Consider the following 23,319-nt stretch of genomic DNA (forward strand, 5'->3'; position numbering starts at 1 on the left):
TCATGCCTGGATGTTCATGATGTCCTGATACGCAGAAACCAGCTTGTTGCGCACCTGAAGCATGGTCTGAAAGGAAAGATCCGCTTTTTGCGAAGCAACCATCACCTGACTGAGACTGACCGACTTGTCGCCACTGGAAAAATCCGACTGCAGTGCATTCGCCTGACTTTGTTGATGATTGACCGACCCAACCATGCTTTTCAGGGTGTTGGCAAAGTCGTCGGGACCGGTAGTGGATTTATCCGGCACTTTGACACCCTGTGCCTGATCGGCCAGAGCGCGCAACTGCGTCATCAAGGAATCCAGGGAATCTACACTACTCATGGTCGCACCTATCGTTTATTTTTCCTGAAACTTACAAGCAATATCCGAGCCAGTTTTATCCCAACTCATAACCGGCTTCCCGAAAGCGCTGGATTTTGTGACGCAAAGTCCTGGGACTAATGCCCAAACGCTCTGCGGCCTGAGCCCTTGAACCGCGACTTTGGCTCAAGGCCAAGGCGATGGCTTCACGTTCATGGTGGGCACGCAGATCATCCAGGGCCACAACGGGGTCTGCAGTTTCTACCGCCAATGTAGGACTCACCCCAGGTAAAGGTATGCTTGCAGACGATCCCTGTAAACCCAGATCATCTACCTGAATGTCATTTTCTACCGAGAGAATGAGCGCACGTTGCAGGGCATTTTCCAGTTCGCGCACGTTGCCGGGCCATTCATAAAAGTAGAGCTGCTGTTTTGCTGCCATACTGAGCCCTTTTACGGAAAGCCCCATCTGCTGACAGTGCCGCCTCAACAAGTGCTCGGAAAGCGGCAAAATATCCGCCTGGCGTTCGCGCAATGGCGGAATCTGTATAGGAAAAACCTGTAAACGATAATACAGATCTTCCCGCAGAACTCCTTCCGCTACGGCCTGACGCAAATCCCGATTACTGGTGGCAATCAGCCGAATATCGAGGGTAATGGTCTGCTTGCCGCCGACCCGCTCCAGCTCACGTTCCTGCAGCACCCGCAGTAACTTGGCCTGTAATTGAACAGGCATTTCTGTCACTTCATCCAGCAGCAGCGTACCGCCTTGAGCCTGCTCGAACTTTCCAGCACTACTTTGCGCCGCACCCGTAAATGCCCCTTTTTCATGCCCAAACAAAGTGGCTTCGAGAAGGGTTTCAGGAATGGCCGCACAATTAACAGCAATAAATGGCCCCGCCTGACGGCGGCTTTGCTGGTGGATATAACGTGCCAACACTTCTTTCCCCACACCACTTTCGCCCATCAGCAATACGGTGGCATCCGTGGAAGCTACCTTTTTGGCCATTTCCAGCATCGCCAACATGGCCGGAGACTGCGCTACAGGTCCTTGGCTATCGGCTGGCAAATGTGGAAGCGCGAACTTGCGCAACTTTTCCAGCAGAACATCCACCGTAAAAGGTTTCACCACATAATCTACCGCACCATTTTGCAAAGCCTGCACCGCCTCGGAAATCGTACCCCAGGCGGTCATCATCAATACCGGCGGTGCGTCATGTTGTACGCTCAAGGTTTTCAAAAGGGTATAACCATCCATAGGACGCATCTGCACATCACTGACCACCAGATCAAAAGACTTAGCCGCCAACAGGCGTAATGCCGCCGTTCCATCTTCGGCCCATTGCACGCGATAGCCCTGATCCTCCAGCGCCTCCTGCAAGGCTTCAGCCAGATATTCATCATCTTCGACCAGTAAAATACGGGCCTGGTATTGCTCCATGCTTCCTACTCCTGACTCATTGAACCGCTGGGCAATGGCTGAGCAACCTGCCATAACGGCAGAAGCAGCACCAAGCAGGTACCAGGAGATACCTTTTCCAGCTCCATACTCCCCCCCATGGCTACCACAAAATTACGGGTAATAGCCAAACCCAATCCGGTGCCATCCCGGCGAGTGGTATAAAATGGGATGAAAATCTTTTCCTGATCCGCTTCAGCAATACCCGGGCCAAAATCCCGAATGCTCAAGCGCAGGGTGCCTTGAGTAACTTCTTCAAGCCTGATGCTGACTGACTGTCCAGCGTTGCTGAAAAGCAGCGCATTATGCAGGACATTGGCCAAGACGCTGACCCAGGCAGCCAGGGTTCCCGTCAAAAACCAGTCATCCCGTGCATCGCCAATTTCCAGAGTGACATTTTTTTGACGAAATTGTGCTTCCCATTCCCGCTGCAAGGCTTGAAGAATTTCGATCAATGCCACAGAGCCACTTTCCTGCTCCGCACCGCGCAAAAAACGCAGCATGGCATCAATGGTCGCATCCAGATGATGCAATCTTTCCAGCGCGCGCTGCTGTTGCCGAGCAAAATGTTCGGGACCACGTTCAAATTGCAGGTGTGAAACAGAGAGCAGCGCCGTGGCCAAAGGGGTACGCAATTGATGCGCCAGTCCTGCCATCGTTTCTCCCATGGCAGCCAGACGTTCCCGTCGCTGGGCAGCCTCCTCACGAGCGCGCGCCGCTGTCACATCCTGCAATAAAATCACCTGTCCACCCTCGCCCGGCAACGCATTGACAGCAAGTGTCACCTGTACGGACTGATCCCTGGAAGGCCCGCGCAGCAACAACCATTCATTCCCGGAACCTGACATGGGTCTGGGTTGCAAGGCCTGCCAGTCCGAACCTCGCAAATCCGCTCCCAGCAAACGAATTGCTTCCGGATTCATTTCCACAATCAGCGCCGCATGATCCACCACCAATACCGCGCCGGGGAGTATTTCCAGAAGGAGGGCAAGGCGTTCGCGCATTTGTTCCTTGGCTTGCAGTTCGGCGCGAAGACGCACGTTCGCCTCTGCCAGTTCTGCGGAAAGGCGTTGGACTTCCTGCTGCAGGGCTCCGTAGGCTTCCGTCAGTTCTTGTGAAGTTTGGTTGAAGAGTTTGAACGCTTCGATAAGACTCGAAGCATCAGGCAAGGGCGGAGAGCCTGCATCAGACATTAATGATCCATGTCCCTGATCGTGCTCAGTCCGTATTTTTTCAGTTTCTCGACCATGGTCGTCCGGCGCAGTCCCAAACGTTCTGCAGCACGGGCAACCACCTGATCGCACTTAGCCAGCGCTTGCAGCAGGAATTCCTTTTCTATTTCTTCCAGATGCAATTTGAGATCAAAGGGCGGCTCCGGCAATCTCACCGAAGGCTCTGCCCACACGGCGGCAAGACTTTGCCGTTCATCCTGCAACTCCAAATTTTCCACACTGCGCATGCGGGCGGGCAGGTCTGCACAGGAAAGTGTCTCACCACCATGCAAAATTACCAGCCTTTCTGCCAGATTGCGGAGTTCCCGGACATTCCCGGGCCAGTGGTAGGCATCCATGGCCCGCAGGGAATCCCCCTCAAGCTTAACGGCTAAATGACCTTCCGTGATCAACTTATCCATAAAATAAGCAAACAACAAATGAATATCGCCCGGGCGATCGCGCAGGGGGGGGCACGTGCACCGGAAAAACATTCAGACGATAATACAGGTCCTCTCTGAAGCTGCCTTCCTGAATCCGTTCCTCCAGATTACGATGCGTAGCGGCCAGTATCCGCACATGGCTCTCCATCACCCGCGCACCGCCCACCCGTTCAAATTGTTTTTCCTGAAGCACACGCAGCAGTTTCACCTGCATTTGCGGACTCATTTCGGCAATTTCATCCAGAAAAAGGGTGCCGCCCTCGGCCAGCTCAAAACGGCCTTTACGCGCGGCCAAAGCCCCCGTAAAAGCCCCTTTCTCATGCCCGAAAAGCTCGCTTTCCATCAATTCTTCTGGAATAGCTCCACAATTAACTGCCACAAAAGGTCCCTGACTACGTAAGGAGTGCTGATGCAGACAGCGGGCTATCACTTCCTTGCCCGTACCCGATTCACCCAGAATCAAGACGGTACTGTCCGTTTTCGCCACCTTGGCCAGCATCGCCGTCATGCGCTGAATAGGCACACTGTTTCCAACCAGTCCGCAACTTTCGCGCGACAGGCTGCGCCTCTCCAGAGTTGATCCGTTTTCCGTGCTTACTTCAGTGTACATAACAAACGCCTGTCATTCTGCGGACAAATGATGATCCTTTTGCCGCGCTATGGAACGCCGATGGTGACGGAATATTAGTCGATCCAGTGATTCTTGCACGCGCGCGTCTAGCTGAAAGTGCAAATGATAACGAGATAGCGTTTCTGCGCTACCCTCCGGCTGAGTCACTGACATCTGGAGGGTACCCGGAAGAAACAGCGGCATGGCAATCCTGGGGCGCAAAAAAAGGGCCACGCAGACCGGGCCATGCTCATGGGGAAACTCTGCCGAAGATGTAGTCTCCCAATACAGATCTTCTGCACCCAGCGCGCAGGAATAAGATGTTGGCAAAGGTTCCAGCCCTTGTATGCCCTTACCTACCAACAGCAGCAGCAAATCAATTTTGGTTTCCAGGCTGCTGATGGCTTCCCGGTTGTCATCCTCCATCAGCAAGTGATCATCCATCACCAGCAATGCCTTGAGAAGCGCCAAATTATCCAACATCAGACGACCGCGTCGCGCAGGATCTACTTGACCCTTCTCCAGGCTCAGGGGAAGCACATCTTCCAGTACCACGGCATGCTGCTCCAGCATCAGTCACTCCTTCAGATGCGGAAAGTTATGCCTCAGGAATGACCCAGCAGTCCCCTCCACGCGTCGCGCAGATCCACCAGCACCGGCTGGCAGGCATCCAGCGCCTGCAAATCATCAAAAATATTGGCTTGTGCCAACTGATTTAACAGGAAACGATAAAGACTGTCGAGATTTTTGGCAATTTCACCGCCCTGCTCGAAGTTCACACTGGCCAAAAGGTGGGCGGTCAGCTGGTAGGCTTTGTCCATGGAATCCGCCTTGACGCTCAGGTCCTTAGTCTGAATCGCCAGACGGGCACGCCGGATATATTCCAGAATTCCTTCCAGCCCCAGCAACACCAGACGATCACTGGAAATCCCCTGATTGCCGACCTGCTTATAAGCCTGCATGGCCGCCGCTGTCGCTACACTCATAGCTTAAAACCTCCCTTAACTACTGGAGCTCGAACTGGAACTGGACGAGCTGGAACTATTGGAAGAATAAAATGCATTCAGATACTGACTGGTAGACTGCAGAGAAGACAGTTGTGACTGCATGGCAGCAAACTGCTGGGTAAGCAACGCGGTCTGATTGGAGGCTGACTGCTGCAATGTTGTAATCTGCGCCCCCAAGCCATTGATGGAAGAAGTGATACCGTTCTGGGCGGCGCTCACAAAACCACTTTGGGTGTTCAGCGCCGAGCTCAGAAGCGCACTCATCTGTTGATACAAACCCTGACTGAGGGTTACCGAACCAAGATTGCCGGTGCTGTTTCCGGTAATGCTGACCTGCAAACCCGAAGCATTCCCCGGTCCGGTGACGGTCATGGTTTGACCGGAACCGCTGGTACTTTGGCCATTAATCGTCCCCGCTACATCGGTTCCGGTAGCTGTCAACAAGCTCGTACCAATTCCGGTACCGCCGGAACCTGCCGCCACGTTGGATTTTACGGTGAAAGACTGGGCGCTCCCGTAAGCATTGGACTGCAATTCGAGATAACCATTATTGGCGCTGGCGGTAATCCCCGTCATACCCGACTGCTGCAAGGTATCATTAATAGTACTCACAATATCATTGAGGGTGCTGCCCGAACTCAAGGACACCACCACCGAACTGGCCCCCGACCCAAAAGTCAGGCTTTCGCTCTGAAGAATGCCACCGGAAGGAATGGCGGCACTCCCCGAAGTGCTGGCCTGGGTCGCGGCCTGACTCACATTAATGGCATAAGTCCCTGCCTGCGTTGCGCTGGTCGCGTTCAGATACTGAACATTGGCGTTGCTGGTACTACCCGCCTGCCCGAAGAGGCCCGCTACCGTATTGAAATCAGCAGAGAGCGCCGTAGTCAAAGTGCCGGTATTCAAACTGATCGTACCACTGCTGGTGAGTCCCAAACCCACACTGCCCAGGGAGTTATACGAACTACCCGAAGAGATCCCGATGCCCTGTCCGGAAATCATATCCAGCAACTGGGTCCGCAAACCCTGCACCGAAGCATCACCCAACAGAGGACCACCGGAACCAGCCTGAGCATTATAAGCGGTCAACTGGTTGATAGTGCCCATGGTCTTATTGAAAGCACTCACAAAGCTCTGCACACCCGTCACAAAACCGCTATTGCTGCTGGAAACCTGCAAGGTTGCACTACCGCTGGCCTGCAGCAAATTGAGCGTTACTCCGGGAATAGCTCCGGAAATCGTATTGGTCGTACTGGTAACCGGCAAACCGTTAATGCTGACACCGGCATTTTGAGCCTGTTGGCTCAAGGTCATGGAACCAGATGCGCCATTACCATTACTGTAGCTGAGCGAAGATAAGCTGCCCGTTGCACCACTGGTACTGACCGAGAAAGCACTATTCACCCCTGTACCCTTTCCGGTCAAAGTCAGGCGATAGCCGGTGCCATCATAGACAACGGCGGCATTCACTCCGGTGTTGGCCTGATTAATGGCACTGGCAATGCCATCCAGACTGTCATTGGAAGCATTGATAGCCACATTCTGGACAGCACCACTACCCACCTGAATTTGCAGGGTACCGGTACCCACTGAATTATTGGTGGCGCTGGTAAAATTGCTGGAATAAATACTCTGGGACTGCGCCAGAACCATATTACTCAGACTGTAACTTCCCTGCGGCGCATTGGCAGAAGCCGTAGCCGAGGCCGCATTATCATTGGAAAGAGTCACGCTGCGATTATTGGTATTACCCAGATTCTGCAAACTGCTCATGGCCGACTGCAAACCGGATAGACTACTCTGCAGGGTACCCCAGGCACTTAAAGTCGTTTGATAAGATTGTTGCTGATTTTGCAGGATAGTAATAGGGGCCTGATAAGCCGCACTTAAATTCGTAATAAGTGACTGGACATCAATGCCACTGACCAAACCAGATAGTGAAGCGGTCATAATCTTTACTCCTGCATAATAAATTTAAAAAATTCAGGCCTTGGTATTCATCAGGCTGCCGGGTTGCAATGCGTCTCCGGTTTCAGCACTTTTCACGACCTGTTCGGCCGGGACGTAATATTCAAAAAATGTTTGTTTGGTGACTTTATCACTGAGTTTCACCAGAACCTGTCCGGGATGCGTTCCGTCCGGGTCCAGACCAGCTTGTAAGGTAACAGAAGCACTTGCTGGTAAATTATTTTGTAATTTCTGAATAGCCTGTTGCACTTTTTCAGGATGCAATGTTTTGTTTTTGGGTGTTGTTGAAGTGCTTTCTAAAGTATTTGGCTGCGCTGTTGGCGGCCGGGTTGGAGGAACATTCGCCTCACTCCCTTGCTGCGTATCAGACGCTGCACTTCCGGGTATAGATAACGAACTCGTTGCCATAGAGAGAGCATCCATATTGATTCTCCGCTGATAAAACTCTCCCACCCTGCAGAAGTGGGAGAGAAACTGATTAAAGCATCATTACCTTAGGGCAGAAGCTTGAGGTAGCTCTGCTGCAAGGAGTTTTCCTGCGCCAGGGTAGAAATACCTGCCTGCTGCAGAATCTGATACTTGGTCAACTGCGAAGTCGCCTGCGCGATATTCGCATCCTGAACCACCGATTGCGCAGACTGCAGGTTGGTAGCCGTAGTCTGATCATTGGAAACCGAAGCCTGAATCCGGTTCTGGATAGCACCAAGACTACCGTTTTGCTGGTTCAGATAGTTGATGGCCTGATCAACAATACCGATGGCCTGCTGGGCACCGGCGGCGGTGGTAACATTGATGTTTGACACCTCTGATCCACTCAAGCTGGTTGCCTGAGCGCTAAACCCAATATTACCCCCATTGCCAATGGCGTAGGAGCTAGCAGACTCAAATTGCACCGCCCCCTGAATCAGGGCGTTTGCAGAACCAGAAGTAATGGCTGAACCGACAGTAGATGGTGTACTTCCGCTAACAGCGGTTAATGAACCTGTTGACCCAGAAGCAAGTCCGGATCCAATCAAAGCCCCGCCAGATGTAATACCAGCCGAAATGTTGATGTTATTACCGTTCGCATTGGTCAGCACTAATTCCGTTGAACCATTGACGGTCTGAGTACTTGCCGATACCCCAGTAACAGCCGCTTGATTATTGATGGCCGTGACCAGCGAACTAATATTAGCCTGACCATTGGAACCCTCAGTGACATCGGCAGATACATTAACTGCATTAGTCGCAGCACCACTGCTACCGTTACTAAGAGTAAAGGTGTACGTACCTGTTGTAGCTGTGAAAGCCACACTGGTATAAGCCTTAGCCGTAACCCCTGTCTGAGCAGAAACACCGTTCACCGCAGCGGCAAGATTGGCTGCGGACTCAGTCGAAGAATTCACACTCACTGAAGCGTTACCGACGCTCCCCTGGATGATCAAACCACTTGCCCCTGAACCGGCAGTAAAATTACCCGTGCCACTGGCACTGATCGTAAATGATCCACCAGGGGTATAACCACCATTCTGAAAAGATCCACTGCTCGTATATGTACTCCCAGAAGCAGTCGCTGAATAATTTCCCATCGCATTCGTTTTGGTATCGCCAACCGCAACGTTAATGATTTGGTTAGAGTTGGCACCTACCTGAAACGACGCACCCGCAAAAGTGCCATCCAGCAGGTTTTGACCATTGAACTGGGTCTGGGTGGCAATGGTTTGTACCTGCGCCAACAATTGGCTGACCACACCCTGCAGAGCCTGGCGGTCTGATGTGGTGTTGGAAGCGTTAGCTGCCTGGACCGCTGTAGTCCGAATCTGCTGCAAAAGGCTGGTCTGGTTCTGAATGGCACCTGTAGCAGTCTGCACCAGAGAAACGCCCTGGTTACCGTTGGAAACCGCCTGATTCAACCCGTTGATCTGGGTCTGAAAACGCTGGGCGATGGCGTAACCCGCAGGGTTATCCGCCGGGCCATTGATACTCTTGCCCGTGGACAACTGCTGAAGGTATGTATTGAGACTTCCTTGCGTACCATTTAATGCATTCAGCGTACTCAATGCTGAGGTATTGGTATTGATAATTCCTGAAATTGCCATGATCGTGCTCCTTTCTTAGGGTTGAAATGGCATCCTTGCCAAGCTGTACTTACTTCGTACATTCCTTATAACGACACTCCAGCGAAAAAACTTGAATCGACTCAGTTAGTGGGGAAGCGATGATGTTTATCGCTTTGAACATCTCAGCCTGATGGCAGAAGCTTGAGATAGGCCTGCTGAAGTGCGTTTTCCTGAGCCAGGGTCGAGATGCCTGCCTGTTGTAAAATCTGGTATTTGGTCAACTGTGAGGTTGCCTGGGCAATACTGGCATCCTGGACAGTCGATTGGGCCGACTGCATATTGGTGGCCGAGCTCTGGTCATTGACTACTGAAACCTGAATCCGGGTTTGGGTGGCACCCAGCTCACTGGCTTGCTGGTTCAAATAGTTCAAGGCTTGATCCACAATGGTAATGGTCCGTTGCGCCCCCTCTTGGGTGCTCACATCAATATCGGCCAGAGCCGAACCACTCTGCAGTCTGCTGACCTGGCTGCTGAATCCGATCATATCGCCATTATTGATCCGATAGGCGCTGGCCGAAGCAAATTGCACCGCCCCCTGGATTAACGCGGCATGAGATCCACTGTTGATGGGGTAACCGATAAGGGCCTGAGTGCTGCCACTTACGGCTTGCAAACTGCCGGTGGAGCCTGCGGCAAGGGCCGTGGATGCCAACTGACCATTGGCTAACCCAGCTGAAATATTGATATTCTCGCCATTGGCATTGGTGAGAATCAGCTCGGGTTTACCATTGATTACCCGGCTACTGGCAGCAATGCCGGTTACTGCCGTGTGCTGGTTGACGGCCGTCAACAAGGCATTCAAATTGGGCTGGCCGTTGGCTGCATTGTTCACACTGGCAGAGATGTTCACGGCATTTCTGGGTAAACCACTACTCCCATTACTGAGGGTAAAAGTATAGCTTCCCGTAGCCACCAGAAAAGAGGCACTGGTATAGGCCCGGGCCTTGACCCCCGTCTGCTGGGATACGGCATTGACCGCCGTAGTGATGCTTGCTGCTGATTCTGTCTCGGTGTTGACATCCACTTGCGCGCTACCGAATGGACCTTGGATGCTCAGTCCGCTACTCCCCGTTCCGGAACTGAAGGAGCCATAATAGGTGTTGGGGGGGATAATCGCCTCTGAGGCAGGCGTATTACTGGTGATCAGCGTTCCTCTGGAACTGAAGGCATCATTCTCTATGTGAACCTCCTGAAACATTCCGGTTGAGTCTGGAGCCATAGCCGACCCGCCATTATTCTGGGTGTACGTTATACTGCCGCTGCTACTATTTATAATTGGCGGATTCTGGGTAATGTTAGAATCTTCTATGAAAGCATATCGTTGCCCACTGGCAGGATATGTCAGCTGGGTAGATGAACCGGTTTTAGTTACGGAAACCACATTTTGGTTCACGGCGCTGAGCAGTGAATTCAGATGCGGCGCGCTATCAGGCAATGTTACGGTGATTTCATTTGTTTGACTGTTATAATCATAACTTCCACTGGTTACATAGGGTGGGCCGCTAAAGGAAATGCCCTTGTCGTTGGCAGGATAGGTCAATTTCAGTACAGGTGTGCCATTAACCAATTGCGTTGTGCCAGATATTTTGATTCCTGCGCTACTGATGGCTGCAGCCATTTTATTCAGTTCCTGCGTATCCGGCGGGTTTCCCGTCAATGTCACTTTGATTTTGCTACCGATTTCTCCACCATTCTGCAGACCGCGAAATATGTAGAAATCATAAGAACCACCGCTAAAAGTAAAGTAAGCACTGGTCTGGGCAGGAGTGATGGTAAAGGCACCTCCGGGCGCAAAACCGCCGCTCACAAAGGAGCCATTACATCCGTAGCTATCGCTGTACGGAGAAACTGCGGGTATATGATCGCCCATGGCTGAAGTCTGCGCATTTCCCACCGCCGCATTGATTATCTGGTTGGAGTTGGCACCCACCTGAAAGGCAGTACCCGCAAAAGTGCCATCCAGCAAGTTCTGACCGTTGAACTGGGTCTGGGTCGCAATGGTCTGCACCTGGGCCAGCAACTGACTGACCACGCCCTGCAGAGCCTGGCGATCTGAAGTGGTATTGGAAGCATTGGCAGCCTGCACTGCCGTGGTCCGAATCTGCTGCAATAAATTGATCTGATTCTGGACGGCTCCAGTAGCGGTCTGTACCAGGGAAACGCCTTGATTGCCGTTGGCAATCGCCTGGTTCAGCCCATTGATTTGGGTTTGAAAACGCTGGGCGATGGCGTAGTCTGCCGGATTATCAGCCGGGCTATTGATACGCTTACCCGTAGATAGCTGTTGCAAATAAGTATCAAGGCCACCCTGGGTGCCATTGAGTGCGTCCAGCGTGTTCAAAGTCGAAGTATTTGTATTGATCACACCTGATATAGCCATTGCCTGTCCGTCTGTTTGCAGCACCAACACTCAAGACTGGAAGCAAAATCAGTACCATATTTATTTAATACCGGAATATCAGCAGGATAAAGCTGATCAAGGCATATTTGATGGTAGTTGCGCCAAGATATGACATTAAGCCGACTCAAAAGTGGCAATATGTTGCCGCTCTTCTTTCCGGGCAAACCGGCCATTTCCAGAGCTTGAGGATCCAGTCCCTACAAGCTACATTCATCGCCAATGGCCCCCTTCATCACCGAGGTAACCCATGAGCGCCTGTACCGAGCATCGAAGCCTGAGCGAAACAGAGTACCTTGATGCCGAAGCACTGGCTGATGTTAAAAGCGAGTATCTGGCTGGCGAAGTGTTTGCCATGGCCGGTGCCAGCGAGCGACACAACCGTATTGCGGGTAATATTTTTTTTCATCTACGCGCAGTCAGCCGTGGTCACCCATGCCGTGCCTTCATGGCGGACTTGAAGCTGCGCATCTCCACCCATCAGGCCTATTATTATCCTGATGCCATGCTGGTCTGTGATCCAGAAGACAATTATCCCTTGTACAAAAGCGCGCCCTGCTTTCTGGCCGAGGTCTTATCTCCGGCTACCGCCGCCATCGACCAGCGGGAAAAATGGCTCGCCTACCGGGATACCCATGCTTTACGGTACTATCTTCTGGTAGATTCTGAGCGGGTTTACGCCCGCCTGTTCAGTCGCGAAGGGAGCACTTGGGGCGAGCAGATTCTCGACCCCGGCGATATCCTCCAGTTGGACTGTGGAGGGTTATCCATCAGCCTATCTCTGGATGATCTTTATGAAGATAGCGGGCTTTGAGCCTCAGGGCAGCCAAGCCGCCAGCCAGTCGTCCAGATGCTCCTCCAGTAGCCAGTGGGCGCGCACATGTTCCCGCAAGCAGTCGCCCGCCGCTTCCAGCGCCTGCCGATCGGCAATCTGCTCACGGATGGCCCGTACCCAGTCGCGATAGCGGTTGGCAACCCGGGTGACGGGGAAATCTCCCTGATAGGGGAAAATGTCTGAACAAATCACCGGATAGCCGAGAATCCCGTATTCCAGAATCCGCAGGTGGCTTTTGGCTTCATTGAACGAATTATTCTCTAAGGGCGCCAAAGCCAGATCCAGGTCCAGACTAGCCAATTTGTTGGGATACTGGGGTAAGGGTACCCCAGTATGAAACTCGCGGACATAAGGACGCAGGGCATCGGGACAGAGGCCGAAAAACACCCAGTCCACTTCGTCGGCCAGATCGCGCACCACATCGGCGATCATTTCCAGATCACCCGTGTGCCCTACACCACCGGCCCAGCCTACTCTGGGCTTGGCCTCAGCACGTCGGCGGGGCTGCAAGGACCCCCAAATGGCGTCTTCAATACAGTTGGGTTGAACGCGCAGCTCATCGGCGAATCCTTTATAGGCTTTGGCGAGGGGCTCCGTCGCGACCACCAGACGGTTACACAAACCCGCTGCCTTGCGGAACCGCTTGGCGATATCCTTGTGTATCTGGGCCTTGTGCAGGCTTTTCACCGGCAAATTGGTGATTAAGTCATCAATTTCAAATACCCGGAAGGTTTTCAGCAGTTTTTTATGCCGTTCCAGGGCATCGATTTGCGGCCATTCCATCTGCCGCTGCAACACAATACTTTCCGGAGAAAAACGTTCCATTTCTGCCGGTTCAAATATCCGCATGGTTTCCCAGCCCTGTGCCCTCCCCGCCTTTTGCAGGGCGCGCATAGGGGAGATGATCCGGTACTCTCCACAACCCTCCCGGTCCGCCGGATGCACCAGAATGCGCGGACGCGGACGCCATTCCGGGTCCCAGGTCAGGGCGGCCTGATCTTCAAGCAAGAAATCCGTACTCGCCAGACTCAAATGGCGATTATAGGCGGGATCAAAAGCCAGTTGCGGCAGCCATTTCTGATAAAAAGCCATTTTTTCGCCGGCAAAGCGTTTTTCTTTTTCGGGGCTGGGTTTTTTCTCGACTTCACCGCGCTGACTGGCGGAACCTTCATGGAGGAGCATCGCCCAAGGGGTGAACACAATTTTATGTCCGGCTTCGCGTGCTTTCAGGCAGAGATCAATGTCGTTGTAGGAAACCTGAAACTGTTTTTCATCCAGCCCACCCAACTCTTGATAGAGGGACTTCCCGATCAACAGACAGGCTCCTGTTACTGCCGATAAATTCTGGGTCAGCATGGCCCGGCCGAAATAGCCCCGATATTCGGGTGGCTGAGCAATGAAGGGATGTTCTGCCGGCCCGCGCATTCCCAGAATCACGCCGGCATGCTGAATTTTGCCATCGGGAAAGAGCAACTTTGCGCCAACTATACCCACCTCCGGACGCAAAATCTGGCTGACCATTTCATCCAGCCAGTCGTCATGCAGTGCAGCCGTGTCGTTATTGAGCAAAAGGACGTAATCGCCCCGCGCCTGTTCAACTGCCCGGTTATTCATGGCTGAAAAATTGAATGGACCGGGATGCCTGAGTACGCGCAACCGACCACCCAGTTGCTCCTCCTGGGCCGCAAGCATATCCAGATAAGTGCGCGCCTCGGCATCATCGCTGTCATTATCGACAATGAGCATTTCATAATGCGCATACCTGGTTTTTTCGATCAGAGATTCCACGCAGCGCTGCAAATAGCCCAGTTGATTGCGTGTGGGGATAATGATGGAAACCAGAGGCGTGCCAGTCAGGGGATAACGCACCCGAGTGGCTGGCGGGAAAGGTCCGGGCAATACTTCCGCCGCAATATTCAGGCGCTGTAAATGCCTCTGCAAAGCAGCCTGACTGACCTGGAGGATTTCCTCAACGGACTTGTTGCAGTGCCCACCACCCTGCAAGCGATGATAAAGCACTTCAGGAATATGACCGATACCAGCGTCGCCGATTTTTTCCCAGGCTCGCAGGACGAAATCATAGTCTTCTGCACCATCAGCTTGCAGATCAAAACCGCCCAGCGTCTCAAAAAGTTCTTTTTTGATGACCAGCAAGCCACCTATGTAGGGGAGGCTTCGCAGGTAGTCGATGTTGAAATCGGGCTTGCAGTGAGGATTGAGGTGCTGGCCATCGGCCGTGAGAGAGTCCTCGTCGGTATAGATGAGTTGCCATTCGGGATGATTCTGGATAGCCATCTGAATGCGGAATATGGCATCGGGGGCTAGTTGGTCGCCGGCGTCCATGAAGGCGAGCCAACCTGCATTCATCTCAGCAAAGGTAGTGTTTATAGTAATCACCGGGTCATTCCCGGCAATTCCAGTCCCTACTCGCGCCAGCGACCATTGCTGCGACAGGCTGGCTTGCGTGGCCTGCAAGTAATACTCCCGACCATTTTCTATCATTAGCACAGAAACAACCAAAGACGAAATTCCATTCACCAGCGCTTGTTGAGCCCACAAGCTTTCTTGCGGGGAACAGCGCTGTGCGGCCAACCACGGCAGCAGCGGACCCAACGGCCTGAGACATTCATGGCCTGTCGTATCTTCCACCACAAAACCAGCACGCTCCGCAACCACCGCGAATATTCTCTCTATGGCATGGGCCAGCGTGCCATCAACCTGGCCGCATTCTTCCTCAAAATCGTCAGGCTTCAGATCCAGGGCCAGCAGTGGTGCAAGCGCTTGTGCACGTGCCCAGAACATACTACCCGCGAAAAAACCGTAGCGACGTGGATCTATCATAATCCCCAAACTGTCCAACAGCGGGCCGACTTGCGGACGATTCGCATCCACCCCCATATCCAAGGGTAACCAGAATCCTGCTGGCCCGATCATCCCAACCCACTGCGCACGGTTGAACCGTTCGCGAACGTGGTCCACCACCGAAGGTGACAATAAATTATCCAACAATTCGCGACGCCAGCGATCACCATCTCCATGGGACAGGAAGTCAACATGAATCTGCTCCGGCTTCATTTTCTGCAAATGCGGGGACTTTTTGCTATGAATAAACAGCAAGAATTCGTGTCCAGCAGCTACTGCTGCCTTGGCCAGCGCCAGTCTCGGCGCGATGTCGCGGCCCCGGTTAGGATGGCGAATCACTACCGCGTCCGGGCGATCTTGAAGTATCTGAGCAAGCCCATCCTCACGCCCCTCGCTTAATGATATGTAGAGAGCGCACGAACTGGGAATACGGGCGATGGCTTCCCGAAACTCCGGCCAAAGATCAGGATAATACAAGTGCAGAAGGACGGCGTAACTCGTCCGCTGAGGATCACCTGCGTGCAGAAGGGACTTTCCGACCAGAGATTGATGTAAATGTCCCTGAAATGGGCTTTGTGGCGAGACTTTCGAATCTGCCATAGGCCGCAGAGCGGCTGACTTAATCGGAGTAGCACGATAGAAGATTTGCAGACTAATCAGTTGTTGGTAGCTGTCATAGTCGATATTTTTGAATACAAGATGTTCCATCTCGATATTGGCTGGAAATTTCTTTGGATGCGGGGTATTAATGAAACGACTATCGGCTCCATAGCCTATGGCTTCAACCGAATAGCCCGTTTCTTCAAGCATACGTAACCCTTCTTCTTGGGTAAAGAATCGGAGATGGGTAATATCGAGAATACCAGAAGACTCATAGGTAAAACGGCCGGCTGAAAGCTCATTAATGAGCCAGAGATTCCGCGCATTTGGCAAACTCACAAGCACCTGAGCATCGGAGGTCAACAACGACCTGAGACGCACCAAAGTTCGCCATGGATTAAAAACATGTTCTAATACGTCAGCTAAAACTAGCGTATCAAAACTTTCATTCCTAAGCCCACATTCGGAAAAATCAACTTCCTGTATATCTCCAACAATAACATTCTCATAAACAGCATGTGCAACTTGCGCCACTTTTTTATTGGATTCGATACCCCATAATTCAACTTCCGGATATATGCTTTTCATCCAAGCCCCCAGGGCACCGGATGCGCAGCCCACATCCAGAAACCGACGCGGCGACCGACTAAGTAACGCCATCAGATCGGAACGAGGATTGCTGTGGTAAGCTCCTATTTCTGAATCATTATCCACAGTATCAAGGGATTCCCATACGTAAGAATTCCGAGTCATATAGGATTAGCCTCGCTCCCAGTTTTCATGCCAGAAAGCTCAGCGTCATTAAAGTCCCTAAGCCGTTTTTTACAGTACCAGCGGTTTCTATCATTCTCTACCCTATTAGCATGATTATTTCAAACTCACGAAATATAATTAAACAAACTCAACCCCTGCACCTGCACAAAGGCCTTCTGTGCAGCCTGCAACGCCGTTGAGCTTTCCTGAAACTGGGTAATCACCTGAGGATAACTCACATCGGCAATATTACCCCGGTCGGTCTGGAATTGCTGGGTCAGGTTAGCATTCAGCGATTGCACACTTTGGGCCTGCTGGATGTTCGAACCAATTTGCGCCTGGGTACTCAGGAGCGTGGTCTGGAACTGGTTGAGATTTGCCAGAGCATTGCTAATGTCTTGCGAACGACGTGTGTTAGCGCCGGGAGATCCAGAACCGCCGGTAAAGGCGGCAATCAGATCACTGAACGTCTGAAAAATGCTTTGGGGCTTTGCAGCAGCCAGAGTAAATTGGGCGGTATGTCCCGATACCGGCTGCCCATTGGTCGAGACCGTCATAAAGGGGCTGCCGCCCAAGGTGCTGGGTATGTTAATACTTTGCCCGGGCGTATAAGTGCCGCTGACAACGGTTCCGGAGCTGGCTGACCATCCTGTACTGTCAACCGCACCTGTGCCACTGCTGACCGTATATGTCAGGCCGCTGGAAGTATTACTGATACTGACTTCGTATTGAGCATTATCGGCCACAAACTGGCTATCCGCCGTCGCCTGATTCAGCACACTGCCCGGCCCTAAAGTGGTATTGCCTACATCCGTGGCCGTTGCTCCGGAAGTTGCCGGTATCAAATAATTACTGCCGGACGCCGTTACCGTAAAAGTGCCATTTCCTGCCGGAACATTCATGAAAATCGCATTACCCGCCTGAGAAACAGGCGTTGTCAGTCCCGGGCCGATTTGCAGGGTTTTCTGACTGGAATCGCCCATGTATTGAACAGTGCCATCACTCTGTAGCTGAAACGGCGGCGTCTGGGCATTGGACCCACCATAGATGTAAGTACCATTGGCATCCTGCGTATTGGCCAGTTGCACCAGTTGCTGCAGGTTTCCCTGCATGGTCGTTACAGCATTTTGCAGGTCATTGGAATTGACTGTGGCATTATTCATCTGCACCGCCAGTTGCTGTACCTGATTCATCAGGGTACCGACACTTTGCAAGGTACTGGAACTCATACTGAGTCCCTGTTGAGCATAAGTATTACTTTGTTGATAGCTACCCAGATTGGCAATTTTGGTATTGAGATCCAAAACCTGAGCATTACCCACAGGATCGTTGGTAGGGTTGATCAGCGCATTGCCGGTGGACAGCTGCTGCGAAAGATTATTCAGCGTACTTTGTTGGTTCAACAAGGAATACAGGCTGCTTTGGTAAAATTCCTGGGTACTGACGCGCATGCTGTTCTCCTTATAGAGCCTGTATCAATGACTGAAACAAAGTGCTGCCGACCGAAATGGCTTTTGCCGCCGCCTGATAGGCCTGCTGATACTGAATCAGACTGGCTGCTTCCTGATCCAGATTCACCCCGGAAACCGCTTGCTGCGAGGCTTGGGCCGACTGCAAAACCGTGAGCTGGGCCTGAGCATTATTCTGGGCCTGAGCGGCCTGATTGGTCACCTGAGTCAGTAATTGCGCGGCATTATCATTAAAAGTTGCCGTTCCATTGTTCAAAACCTTGCTGGTGGCCAACGCGGCCATCGCCTGGGCATTGCCGTTACTCCCCGCCCCGCCGGGACTCAAGGTAAACGCATCGCCGGAAGCCGCCAGGGTGCCACTGAGATTCACTTGCCAATATCCTCCTGGTGGATTGGGATACGGGATGTCGATGAGCGTACCGGAACCACCCAGGCTGACAGTTCCAGTAGTTATCACCGAGGCCGTAGTACCTGAACCAGAAGTAATCTGGAAAGTCGCCGAACCTCCCTGACTAGCACCGCTGGTCATGGTGATCTGCAAATTAGTCGGAAATGACGATATGTCGCTAGGGGAGACTGCCACGCCGGCGGCACCGCTGACATATTGTCCGGCAGAAAGGGTCATATTACCCAGATTATTATTCTGCAGACTGCCGCTGACTAACACGCCGGGGCTGCTTACAAAAGGACTGGCAGCGGCGATGCCCGCAGGATCAGTCAGCACCGTTTGCATACCTACGGCACCCTGACGCGTCGGCTCTACCAGAAAGCTGTCCCCTGCTGCCGCAGTTCCGGACACCTGCAACTGGAATCCTACCCCGGAAAAATTCAGGCTCGTCGTACTCGCACCCGAAGATACAGAACCAGAAGTGCTTGCCACCGTTGCTCCCGTACTGCGGTCCTGCAAAGTCCATACGGAACCTGAGCTTTTGGTCAAAATATAATCATTGCCACTCAGATTTCCGACGTTGGTAATAGTGCCCAGCACCGAAGCAGCGCCACTACTGTTATGTGTATTTGCGAATACCTGCACCGCACCTGTGCTGAACAAGGCTGAACCGCTGCTACCGTTCAAATTCAAGCCCTGCGCCTGCTGGGCATTCAAGGCAGAGGCAATACCATCTGCCAAAAGTCCCAAGCCATTTTCGGCAGGGTTCAACGATTGACTGCGAAATTGCAATAATCCGCCCAGGGTTCCACCAGTGAGGCTTTTGGAGATGTCCGCGCCGTTGTTGGCATAACCTACATCCAGAGTTTGCTGGTTATATGGGCTACTCTGGGTCTGCAGGGCAAACGATTGACCACCCGCCACCAACACCTGTCCATTACTCAGAAAAACACTGAGCTGGGAATTCTGCTGTTTAAGAACCTGCACACCCACCTGACCATTTAATTCGGTAATCAGATGATCGCGCTGATCCAGTAAATCATTGGGTGACCCGTTGGGATTACCCTGCGCGGCAGAAATCTGAACATTCAATTGTGCAATCTGCTTGCTGATGCTGTTGATCTGGTCAACGGACTGGGTAATCTGCTGATTAACCCCGCTGCCAACACTGGCCAACTGCTGACCCAATGACTGAAATGTCTGGCTGAGGGTCTGTGCATTACTGAGCATACTCTGGCGGGCGGGAATGTCATCCGGGCTGGCAGCCACTTGCGCGACCCCGGAAAAAAACTGGCTGACCTGGGAGCTGACGCCGCCATTATTGAGCATACCCAGAATATTCTGGAGGGAACTGGATAAACTGGCCTGCCCGCTGGCGCTGGCACTGGCCGTCCAGACCTGACCCTGCAAAAAGCTGCTGTAACTGCGTTGCACGGAATCGATCTGAGTGCCGTTTCCGTAATAAAGGCCGCCAATGGCGGTAGGGATAGCCGTTGACTGCAAAGCACTTTGTTGACTGTATCCGGGCGTATTTACATTGGCAATATTGTCCCCAACCACCTGCAAGGCGGATTGGGCAGCCTGCAAACCGGTCAACGCATTATTCACCAACCCACTGATTCCAGACATGATTATGCACTCCCCAATGAACGACCCGTATATTCCCCGCTACCATAAACAATGCCGGCTTGTTGACGCAGCACAACCAGAGCCTCCCCTAAACCTGAACCGGCAACCCGCAAAGCATGATCCAAGGCGCTGTAACTTTCCTGAAGTGCCAATACCGCCTCACCAAGCTCTACTGAAGTCACAACCTTTTGATTACTGGCGCGAAGCGCCAATAGACGCTTTCCCAAACGTTCGGGGGCATCGGCCTTGGGCATGGGCCGGGTCCAGTCACCTCGGACAAGCCACTGTCTTTGCTCTTCAAAGACCATCGTCAGCTGGATAACGGTTTCCAATTCTTGCCCCAACGATTGACTATCCATTTTCTGACCCGGTCCCCGCACTATTCTATATTCTTGTAACGACACAAAAAGGCATAAAGTTTAGCCACTGGCCTTAGCCAGCGACACGTCTCCCATCACTTCTTGCATGAGCGGGCTGTCTGCCACTGCCACCAGCTTGTTCGCATATTGCGGATCGGTCGCATAACCGCCCTGCTGCAAGGCTTCGGCAAATCCGGCAATATTGTCACCCTGCCCTAATGCCCCGCGATAACGGGGATTATTCATCAACAAGCTGGCGTAATTGCGCACACTGTCCCCGACCGACTGGTAAGCGCGGAAAGCAGCATTTTCCACTTCATTCACGCCGTTTTCGAATTCATGCGTCAGACTATCCACCGAACTGCCCAGCCAGGAACCGCCCCCCTTGATGCCGAAAAGATTGTTACCGGCCACATGACTCCCCCAACCGGTTTCCAGGGCAGCCTGGGCAATAATGGCAGTAGGTGCCACGCCCAACTTCTGTGCCGCAGCCTGCACGGCAGGCATTATGGATTGCACAAAGGACTTGGCTTGTTCCAGGAGCGTCTGTGAAGGTTTGGCCCAGCTTGCCGAAGTCATGACCGGAGCCGATAAGGCCGCATTACGGGCGGGCATAGTCATCGCCTTGTCCCCGGCCGGTGATGCGTTCTGCTTACCCCAATGGAGGTTGTAACGCGTAGCAATTTCCTTGGCCAGGGTCTGGGCAATACCTATGCCCTGCCCCTGACTGACGGTTTGCGCAATCTGCTGGTTAAACAGAGACTTCAGCATCGGCCCGGAATTTTTTCCAGTTAAATCCGAACCGAAGGAAGTGGCCGACATGGAAGAGAGCATCTCCTGCAGCAAAACGGCCTCAAACTGTTTGGCGACGGCCAGAATGGTTTGGGGATTGTGGGCTTGGGCCTCACTACGCAACTGGTTCAGTCCGGAAAAGTTGAGGGCGTCACTGGCAGTAGCTGCCGCAGCCTGTGGACCAACCTCCGCAGAGCGCGTTGTAGCGGTCAGATTGATGGCAGCACTCATATGACTTCCAGTTGCGCGTGCAAGGCACCCGCCGCTTTCATGGCCTGCAAAATGGCAATCAAGTCTGTAGGCGTTGCTCCCACTGCATTCAGGGCACGTACCACAGCTTCCAGACTGACTCCCGGTTCAAACATCAACAACTTCGCCTGGGGTTGCTGAACTTTCACATTGGCCTGCGGCGCCACCACCGTCTGCCCCGCGCCCAGGGGATTGGGCTGACTGACCAGATACTTTTGGGAAATGGTCACCGATAAATTGCCATGTGCAACCGCACAGGCACCCAGCGTGACATTTTGTCCTAACACGACCGTACCGCTGCGGGCATCAATAACTACCTTGGCCAGTGGTGTTTCGGGACTGACATCCAGATTTTCAATCTGTGAAAGAAAATTGACCCGCGCTCCGGGCGAACCGGGTGCATTGACCCGAACATCTCCGGCGTTCAGTGCTTCTGCCACCCCATATCCCAGCTGCTGATTGATGACATTGGCAATACGTGCCGCCGTCGTAAAACTCGGATTATGCAATTCGAGCATCATCGGCCCCGCCTGATCAAAACCCGACGAAACAGACCGCTCCACATTGGCCCCGTTGGGAATAGTTCCAGCCGTCGTGATATTTACCTGTGCCGAGGAGCCGTTACTGCTGGCCCCAAAACCGCTGACAATCAGGTTTCCCTGAGCTACTGCATAGGTTTGGCCATCGGCGCCCTTCAATGGCGTCATCAGCAAGGTACCACCCGCCAGACTGCTGGCATTACCCACAGCAGAAACTGTTACGTTAATAGTTTGTCCCGGTTGCGCAAAAGGCGGCAGATGTGCGGTCACAATCACTGCAGCCACATCTTTGGGTTGCAGGTTGGTGGCAACAGAGGCGGGTAAATTGATCCCCAAACGCTGAAACATATTGAGCAGGGACTGGGTGGTGTAGGGCACCTGCGTAGCCTGATCACCCGTTCCATTCAGCCCGACTACCAAACCATAACCGACCAGCTGGTTGCTGCGCACCCCGCCTACCGAAACCAGATTGCGGATTGTTTCGGCCTGGGCGGAAAACAATCCGGTAAATGTCATCAGTACCAGCATCAGGATGATTGCAGAAGATGATCGCAAGAGCTTGGGCATCTGTTTTTTCCTCAGAAAGGCCATAGCGACAGGAAAAAGCGCGCCAGCCAGGGCATCCGTGCGGCTGAGTAAATGCTGCCATTGCCGCTATATTCCACACGCGCATCGGCAATTTGCGTGGATAAAATGGTATTTTGTGGCGTCACATCAGCCGGCCGCACCACTCCCGCGACCCGGATATACTCATGCCCACCATTGAGCAGCACTTCTTTGGAACCCTCAATGACCAGATTCCCATTGCCCTGCACTCTCACTACCGTTACTTCCAGAGTGGCGGTAAAAGTATTGCTTTGGGTAGTTGCACCGGAGCCCCCAAATTTCTGGGCACTGTTTGCCCCCATACTGGGACTGAAGGCCTTACCAGCCACGCTACCAAAAGCAGGGGTGATCCCAAAAAAGTTGGTAAGCGCTGCACTCAAGGAATCTGAAGAGTTAATGGCGGTGTTGGTGTTGTTGCTGGCACTGGAGTTTTCCTGAATCAACACGGTAATCAGGTCGCCCACCCGATTGGCCCGGTTATCACTGAACAAAGATACATTGGTACCCGCCTGCCAGATGGACCCGTTGGGGGCATGGGCCGCCAGTGATTCCGGTTCTGCGGGAATGGGTAAAGGTTTGAGCGGCTTGAGATCATGATGCCCCTGCAAGGTGGCACAAGCCGTCAAGCCCAACACCAGCATCATCAAGAAACCCAGACGCAGCAAAACCATCCAGACTTTTCCGAAGGATACTGGAAAATGCATGGGAACCTTGTGGATGGCTTGCGCAGTCATGTTAT

The 23,319-nt window shown here is 52.8% G+C and carries 19 protein-coding genes; 1 reads left to right on the forward strand and 18 read right to left on the reverse strand.

The features are described from left to right. From fliE to H7F08_RS02200, 11 genes are all read right to left on the reverse strand, one after another. Nucleotides 1-324 (reverse strand): flagellar hook-basal body complex protein FliE, encoded by a 324-nt coding sequence (gene fliE / locus H7F08_RS02155; protein WP_024892699.1) that lies wholly within the window; start codon nucleotides 322-324, stop codon nucleotides 1-3. Between the two features lie 55 nt (nucleotides 325-379). Continuing rightward, the gene (locus H7F08_RS02160) at nucleotides 380-1,744 is read right to left on the reverse strand and encodes a sigma-54-dependent transcriptional regulator (protein ID WP_024892698.1); all 1,365 of its coding nucleotides are present in this window, start codon (nucleotides 1,742-1,744) and stop codon (nucleotides 380-382) included. Between the two features lie 5 nt (nucleotides 1,745-1,749). Continuing rightward, complete coding sequence (locus H7F08_RS02165; RefSeq protein WP_024892697.1) at nucleotides 1,750-2,955, reverse strand: sensor histidine kinase; 1,206 nt, start codon at nucleotides 2,953-2,955, stop codon at nucleotides 1,750-1,752. After that, complete coding sequence (locus H7F08_RS15330; protein ID WP_051690462.1) at nucleotides 2,955-3,395, reverse strand: helix-turn-helix domain-containing protein; 441 nt, start codon at nucleotides 3,393-3,395, stop codon at nucleotides 2,955-2,957. Before H7F08_RS15330 ends, H7F08_RS02165 begins: the two co-directional genes overlap by 1 nt. Continuing rightward, the gene (locus H7F08_RS15335; RefSeq protein ID WP_227487790.1) at nucleotides 3,388-4,026 is read right to left on the reverse strand and encodes a sigma 54-interacting transcriptional regulator; all 639 of its coding nucleotides are present in this window, start codon (nucleotides 4,024-4,026) and stop codon (nucleotides 3,388-3,390) included. Before H7F08_RS15335 ends, H7F08_RS15330 begins: the two co-directional genes overlap by 8 nt. A gap of 12 nt (nucleotides 4,027-4,038) precedes the next feature. Continuing rightward, a complete protein-coding gene (locus H7F08_RS02175; protein WP_051690464.1) occupies nucleotides 4,039-4,599 on the reverse strand; it encodes a PilZ domain-containing protein in 561 nt (186 codons plus the stop codon). 32 nt (nucleotides 4,600-4,631) lie between these two features. Further along, nucleotides 4,632-5,012 (reverse strand): flagellar export chaperone FliS, encoded by a 381-nt coding sequence (gene fliS / locus H7F08_RS02180; RefSeq protein ID WP_024892694.1) that lies wholly within the window; start codon nucleotides 5,010-5,012, stop codon nucleotides 4,632-4,634. A 15-nt stretch (nucleotides 5,013-5,027) separates the two neighbouring features. Next, nucleotides 5,028-6,983 carry a flagellar filament capping protein FliD gene (fliD, locus tag H7F08_RS02185; RefSeq protein WP_024892693.1) on the reverse strand — a complete coding sequence of 652 codons (1,956 nt, stop codon included), beginning with the start codon at nucleotides 6,981-6,983 and terminating at the stop codon, nucleotides 5,028-5,030. Nucleotides 6,984-7,016: 33 nt separating this feature from the next. Further along, entirely contained in the window at nucleotides 7,017-7,424 is a 408-nt protein-coding gene (locus tag H7F08_RS15340; protein WP_024892692.1) for a hypothetical protein, read from the reverse strand. Between the two features lie 71 nt (nucleotides 7,425-7,495). Continuing rightward, nucleotides 7,496-9,079, reverse strand: coding sequence for a flagellin (locus H7F08_RS02195; RefSeq protein WP_024892691.1), 1,584 nt, complete (start codon nucleotides 9,077-9,079; stop codon nucleotides 7,496-7,498). Between the two features lie 143 nt (nucleotides 9,080-9,222). Beyond that, nucleotides 9,223-11,481 (reverse strand): flagellin, encoded by a 2,259-nt coding sequence (locus H7F08_RS02200; RefSeq protein ID WP_193639744.1) that lies wholly within the window; start codon nucleotides 11,479-11,481, stop codon nucleotides 9,223-9,225. Nucleotides 11,482-11,749: 268 nt separating this feature from the next. On the opposite strand from H7F08_RS02200, the gene H7F08_RS02205 reads away from it, so the two are divergent. Next, nucleotides 11,750-12,313, forward strand: a complete 564-nt coding sequence (locus H7F08_RS02205) for a Uma2 family endonuclease (protein WP_024892689.1) — start codon at nucleotides 11,750-11,752, stop codon at nucleotides 12,311-12,313. A 3-nt stretch (nucleotides 12,314-12,316) separates the two neighbouring features. Here the strand turns inward: H7F08_RS02205 and H7F08_RS02210 are convergent, their stop codons facing one another. The 7 genes from H7F08_RS02210 to H7F08_RS02240 form a co-directional block, all read right to left on the reverse strand. Then, nucleotides 12,317-16,549, reverse strand: coding sequence for a rhamnan synthesis F family protein (locus H7F08_RS02210; RefSeq protein ID WP_024892688.1), 4,233 nt, complete (start codon nucleotides 16,547-16,549; stop codon nucleotides 12,317-12,319). 125 nt (nucleotides 16,550-16,674) lie between these two features. Further along, nucleotides 16,675-18,000, reverse strand: a complete 1,326-nt coding sequence (gene flgL / locus H7F08_RS02215; protein ID WP_024892687.1) for a flagellar hook-associated protein FlgL — start codon at nucleotides 17,998-18,000, stop codon at nucleotides 16,675-16,677. A 10-nt stretch (nucleotides 18,001-18,010) separates the two neighbouring features. Beyond that, nucleotides 18,011-20,035, reverse strand: a complete 2,025-nt coding sequence (flgK, locus tag H7F08_RS02220) for a flagellar hook-associated protein FlgK (RefSeq protein ID WP_024892686.1) — start codon at nucleotides 20,033-20,035, stop codon at nucleotides 18,011-18,013. 2 nt (nucleotides 20,036-20,037) lie between these two features. Further along, nucleotides 20,038-20,394 carry a hypothetical protein gene (locus H7F08_RS02225; RefSeq protein ID WP_193639745.1) on the reverse strand — a complete coding sequence of 119 codons (357 nt, stop codon included), beginning with the start codon at nucleotides 20,392-20,394 and terminating at the stop codon, nucleotides 20,038-20,040. A gap of 60 nt (nucleotides 20,395-20,454) precedes the next feature. Further along, nucleotides 20,455-21,417: a flagellar assembly peptidoglycan hydrolase FlgJ gene (gene flgJ, locus H7F08_RS02230; RefSeq protein ID WP_193639746.1), complete on the reverse strand. Its 963-nt coding sequence runs from the start codon at nucleotides 21,415-21,417 to the stop codon at nucleotides 20,455-20,457. Next, a complete protein-coding gene (locus tag H7F08_RS02235) occupies nucleotides 21,414-22,541 on the reverse strand; it encodes a flagellar basal body P-ring protein FlgI (RefSeq protein WP_024892683.1) in 1,128 nt (375 codons plus the stop codon). Before H7F08_RS02235 ends, flgJ begins: the two co-directional genes overlap by 4 nt. Before the next feature lie 11 nt (nucleotides 22,542-22,552). After that, nucleotides 22,553-23,314, reverse strand: coding sequence for a flagellar basal body L-ring protein FlgH (locus tag H7F08_RS02240; protein WP_175438569.1), 762 nt, complete (start codon nucleotides 23,312-23,314; stop codon nucleotides 22,553-22,555). Between the last annotated feature and the right edge of the window lie 5 nt (nucleotides 23,315-23,319).

Source organism: Acidithiobacillus sp. HP-11 (assembly GCF_015100075.1).
Classification (GTDB): Bacteria; Pseudomonadota; Gammaproteobacteria; order Acidithiobacillales; family Acidithiobacillaceae; genus Acidithiobacillus; species Acidithiobacillus thiooxidans.

Coding starts and splice junctions, on each gene's coding strand:
- fliE (WP_024892699.1), bottom strand. CDS start 324: ATGAGTAGTGTAGATTCCCTGGATTCCTTGATGACGCAGTTGCGCGCT.
- H7F08_RS02160 (WP_024892698.1), bottom strand. CDS start 1,744: ATGGAGCAATACCAGGCCCGTATTTTACTGGTCGAAGATGATGAATAT.
- H7F08_RS02165 (WP_024892697.1), bottom strand. CDS start 2,955: ATGTCTGATGCAGGCTCTCCGCCCTTGCCTGATGCTTCGAGTCTTATC.
- H7F08_RS15330 (WP_051690462.1), bottom strand. CDS start 3,395: ATGGATAAGTTGATCACGGAAGGTCATTTAGCCGTTAAGCTTGAGGGG.
- H7F08_RS15335 (WP_227487790.1), bottom strand. CDS start 4,026: ATGTACACTGAAGTAAGCACGGAAAACGGATCAACTCTGGAGAGGCGC.
- H7F08_RS02175 (WP_051690464.1), bottom strand. CDS start 4,599: ATGCTGGAGCAGCATGCCGTGGTACTGGAAGATGTGCTTCCCCTGAGC.
- fliS (WP_024892694.1), bottom strand. CDS start 5,012: ATGAGTGTAGCGACAGCGGCGGCCATGCAGGCTTATAAGCAGGTCGGC.
- fliD (WP_024892693.1), bottom strand. CDS start 6,983: ATGACCGCTTCACTATCTGGTTTGGTCAGTGGCATTGATGTCCAGTCA.
- H7F08_RS15340 (WP_024892692.1), bottom strand. CDS start 7,424: ATGGATGCTCTCTCTATGGCAACGAGTTCGTTATCTATACCCGGAAGT.
- H7F08_RS02195 (WP_024892691.1), bottom strand. CDS start 9,079: ATGGCAATTTCAGGAATTATCAATACCAATACCTCAGCATTGAGTACG.
- H7F08_RS02200 (WP_193639744.1), bottom strand. CDS start 11,481: ATGGCTATATCAGGTGTGATCAATACAAATACTTCGACTTTGAACACG.
- H7F08_RS02205 (WP_024892689.1), top strand. CDS start 11,750: ATGAGCGCCTGTACCGAGCATCGAAGCCTGAGCGAAACAGAGTACCTT.
- H7F08_RS02210 (WP_024892688.1), bottom strand. CDS start 16,549: ATGACTCGGAATTCTTACGTATGGGAATCCCTTGATACTGTGGATAAT.
- flgL (WP_024892687.1), bottom strand. CDS start 18,000: ATGCGCGTCAGTACCCAGGAATTTTACCAAAGCAGCCTGTATTCCTTG.
- flgK (WP_024892686.1), bottom strand. CDS start 20,035: ATGTCTGGAATCAGTGGGTTGGTGAATAATGCGTTGACCGGTTTGCAG.
- H7F08_RS02225 (WP_193639745.1), bottom strand. CDS start 20,394: ATGGATAGTCAATCGTTGGGGCAAGAATTGGAAACCGTTATCCAGCTG.
- flgJ (WP_193639746.1), bottom strand. CDS start 21,417: ATGAGTGCTGCCATCAATCTGACCGCTACAACGCGCTCTGCGGAGGTT.
- H7F08_RS02235 (WP_024892683.1), bottom strand. CDS start 22,541: ATGCCCAAGCTCTTGCGATCATCTTCTGCAATCATCCTGATGCTGGTA.
- H7F08_RS02240 (WP_175438569.1), bottom strand. CDS start 23,314: ATGACTGCGCAAGCCATCCACAAGGTTCCCATGCATTTTCCAGTATCC.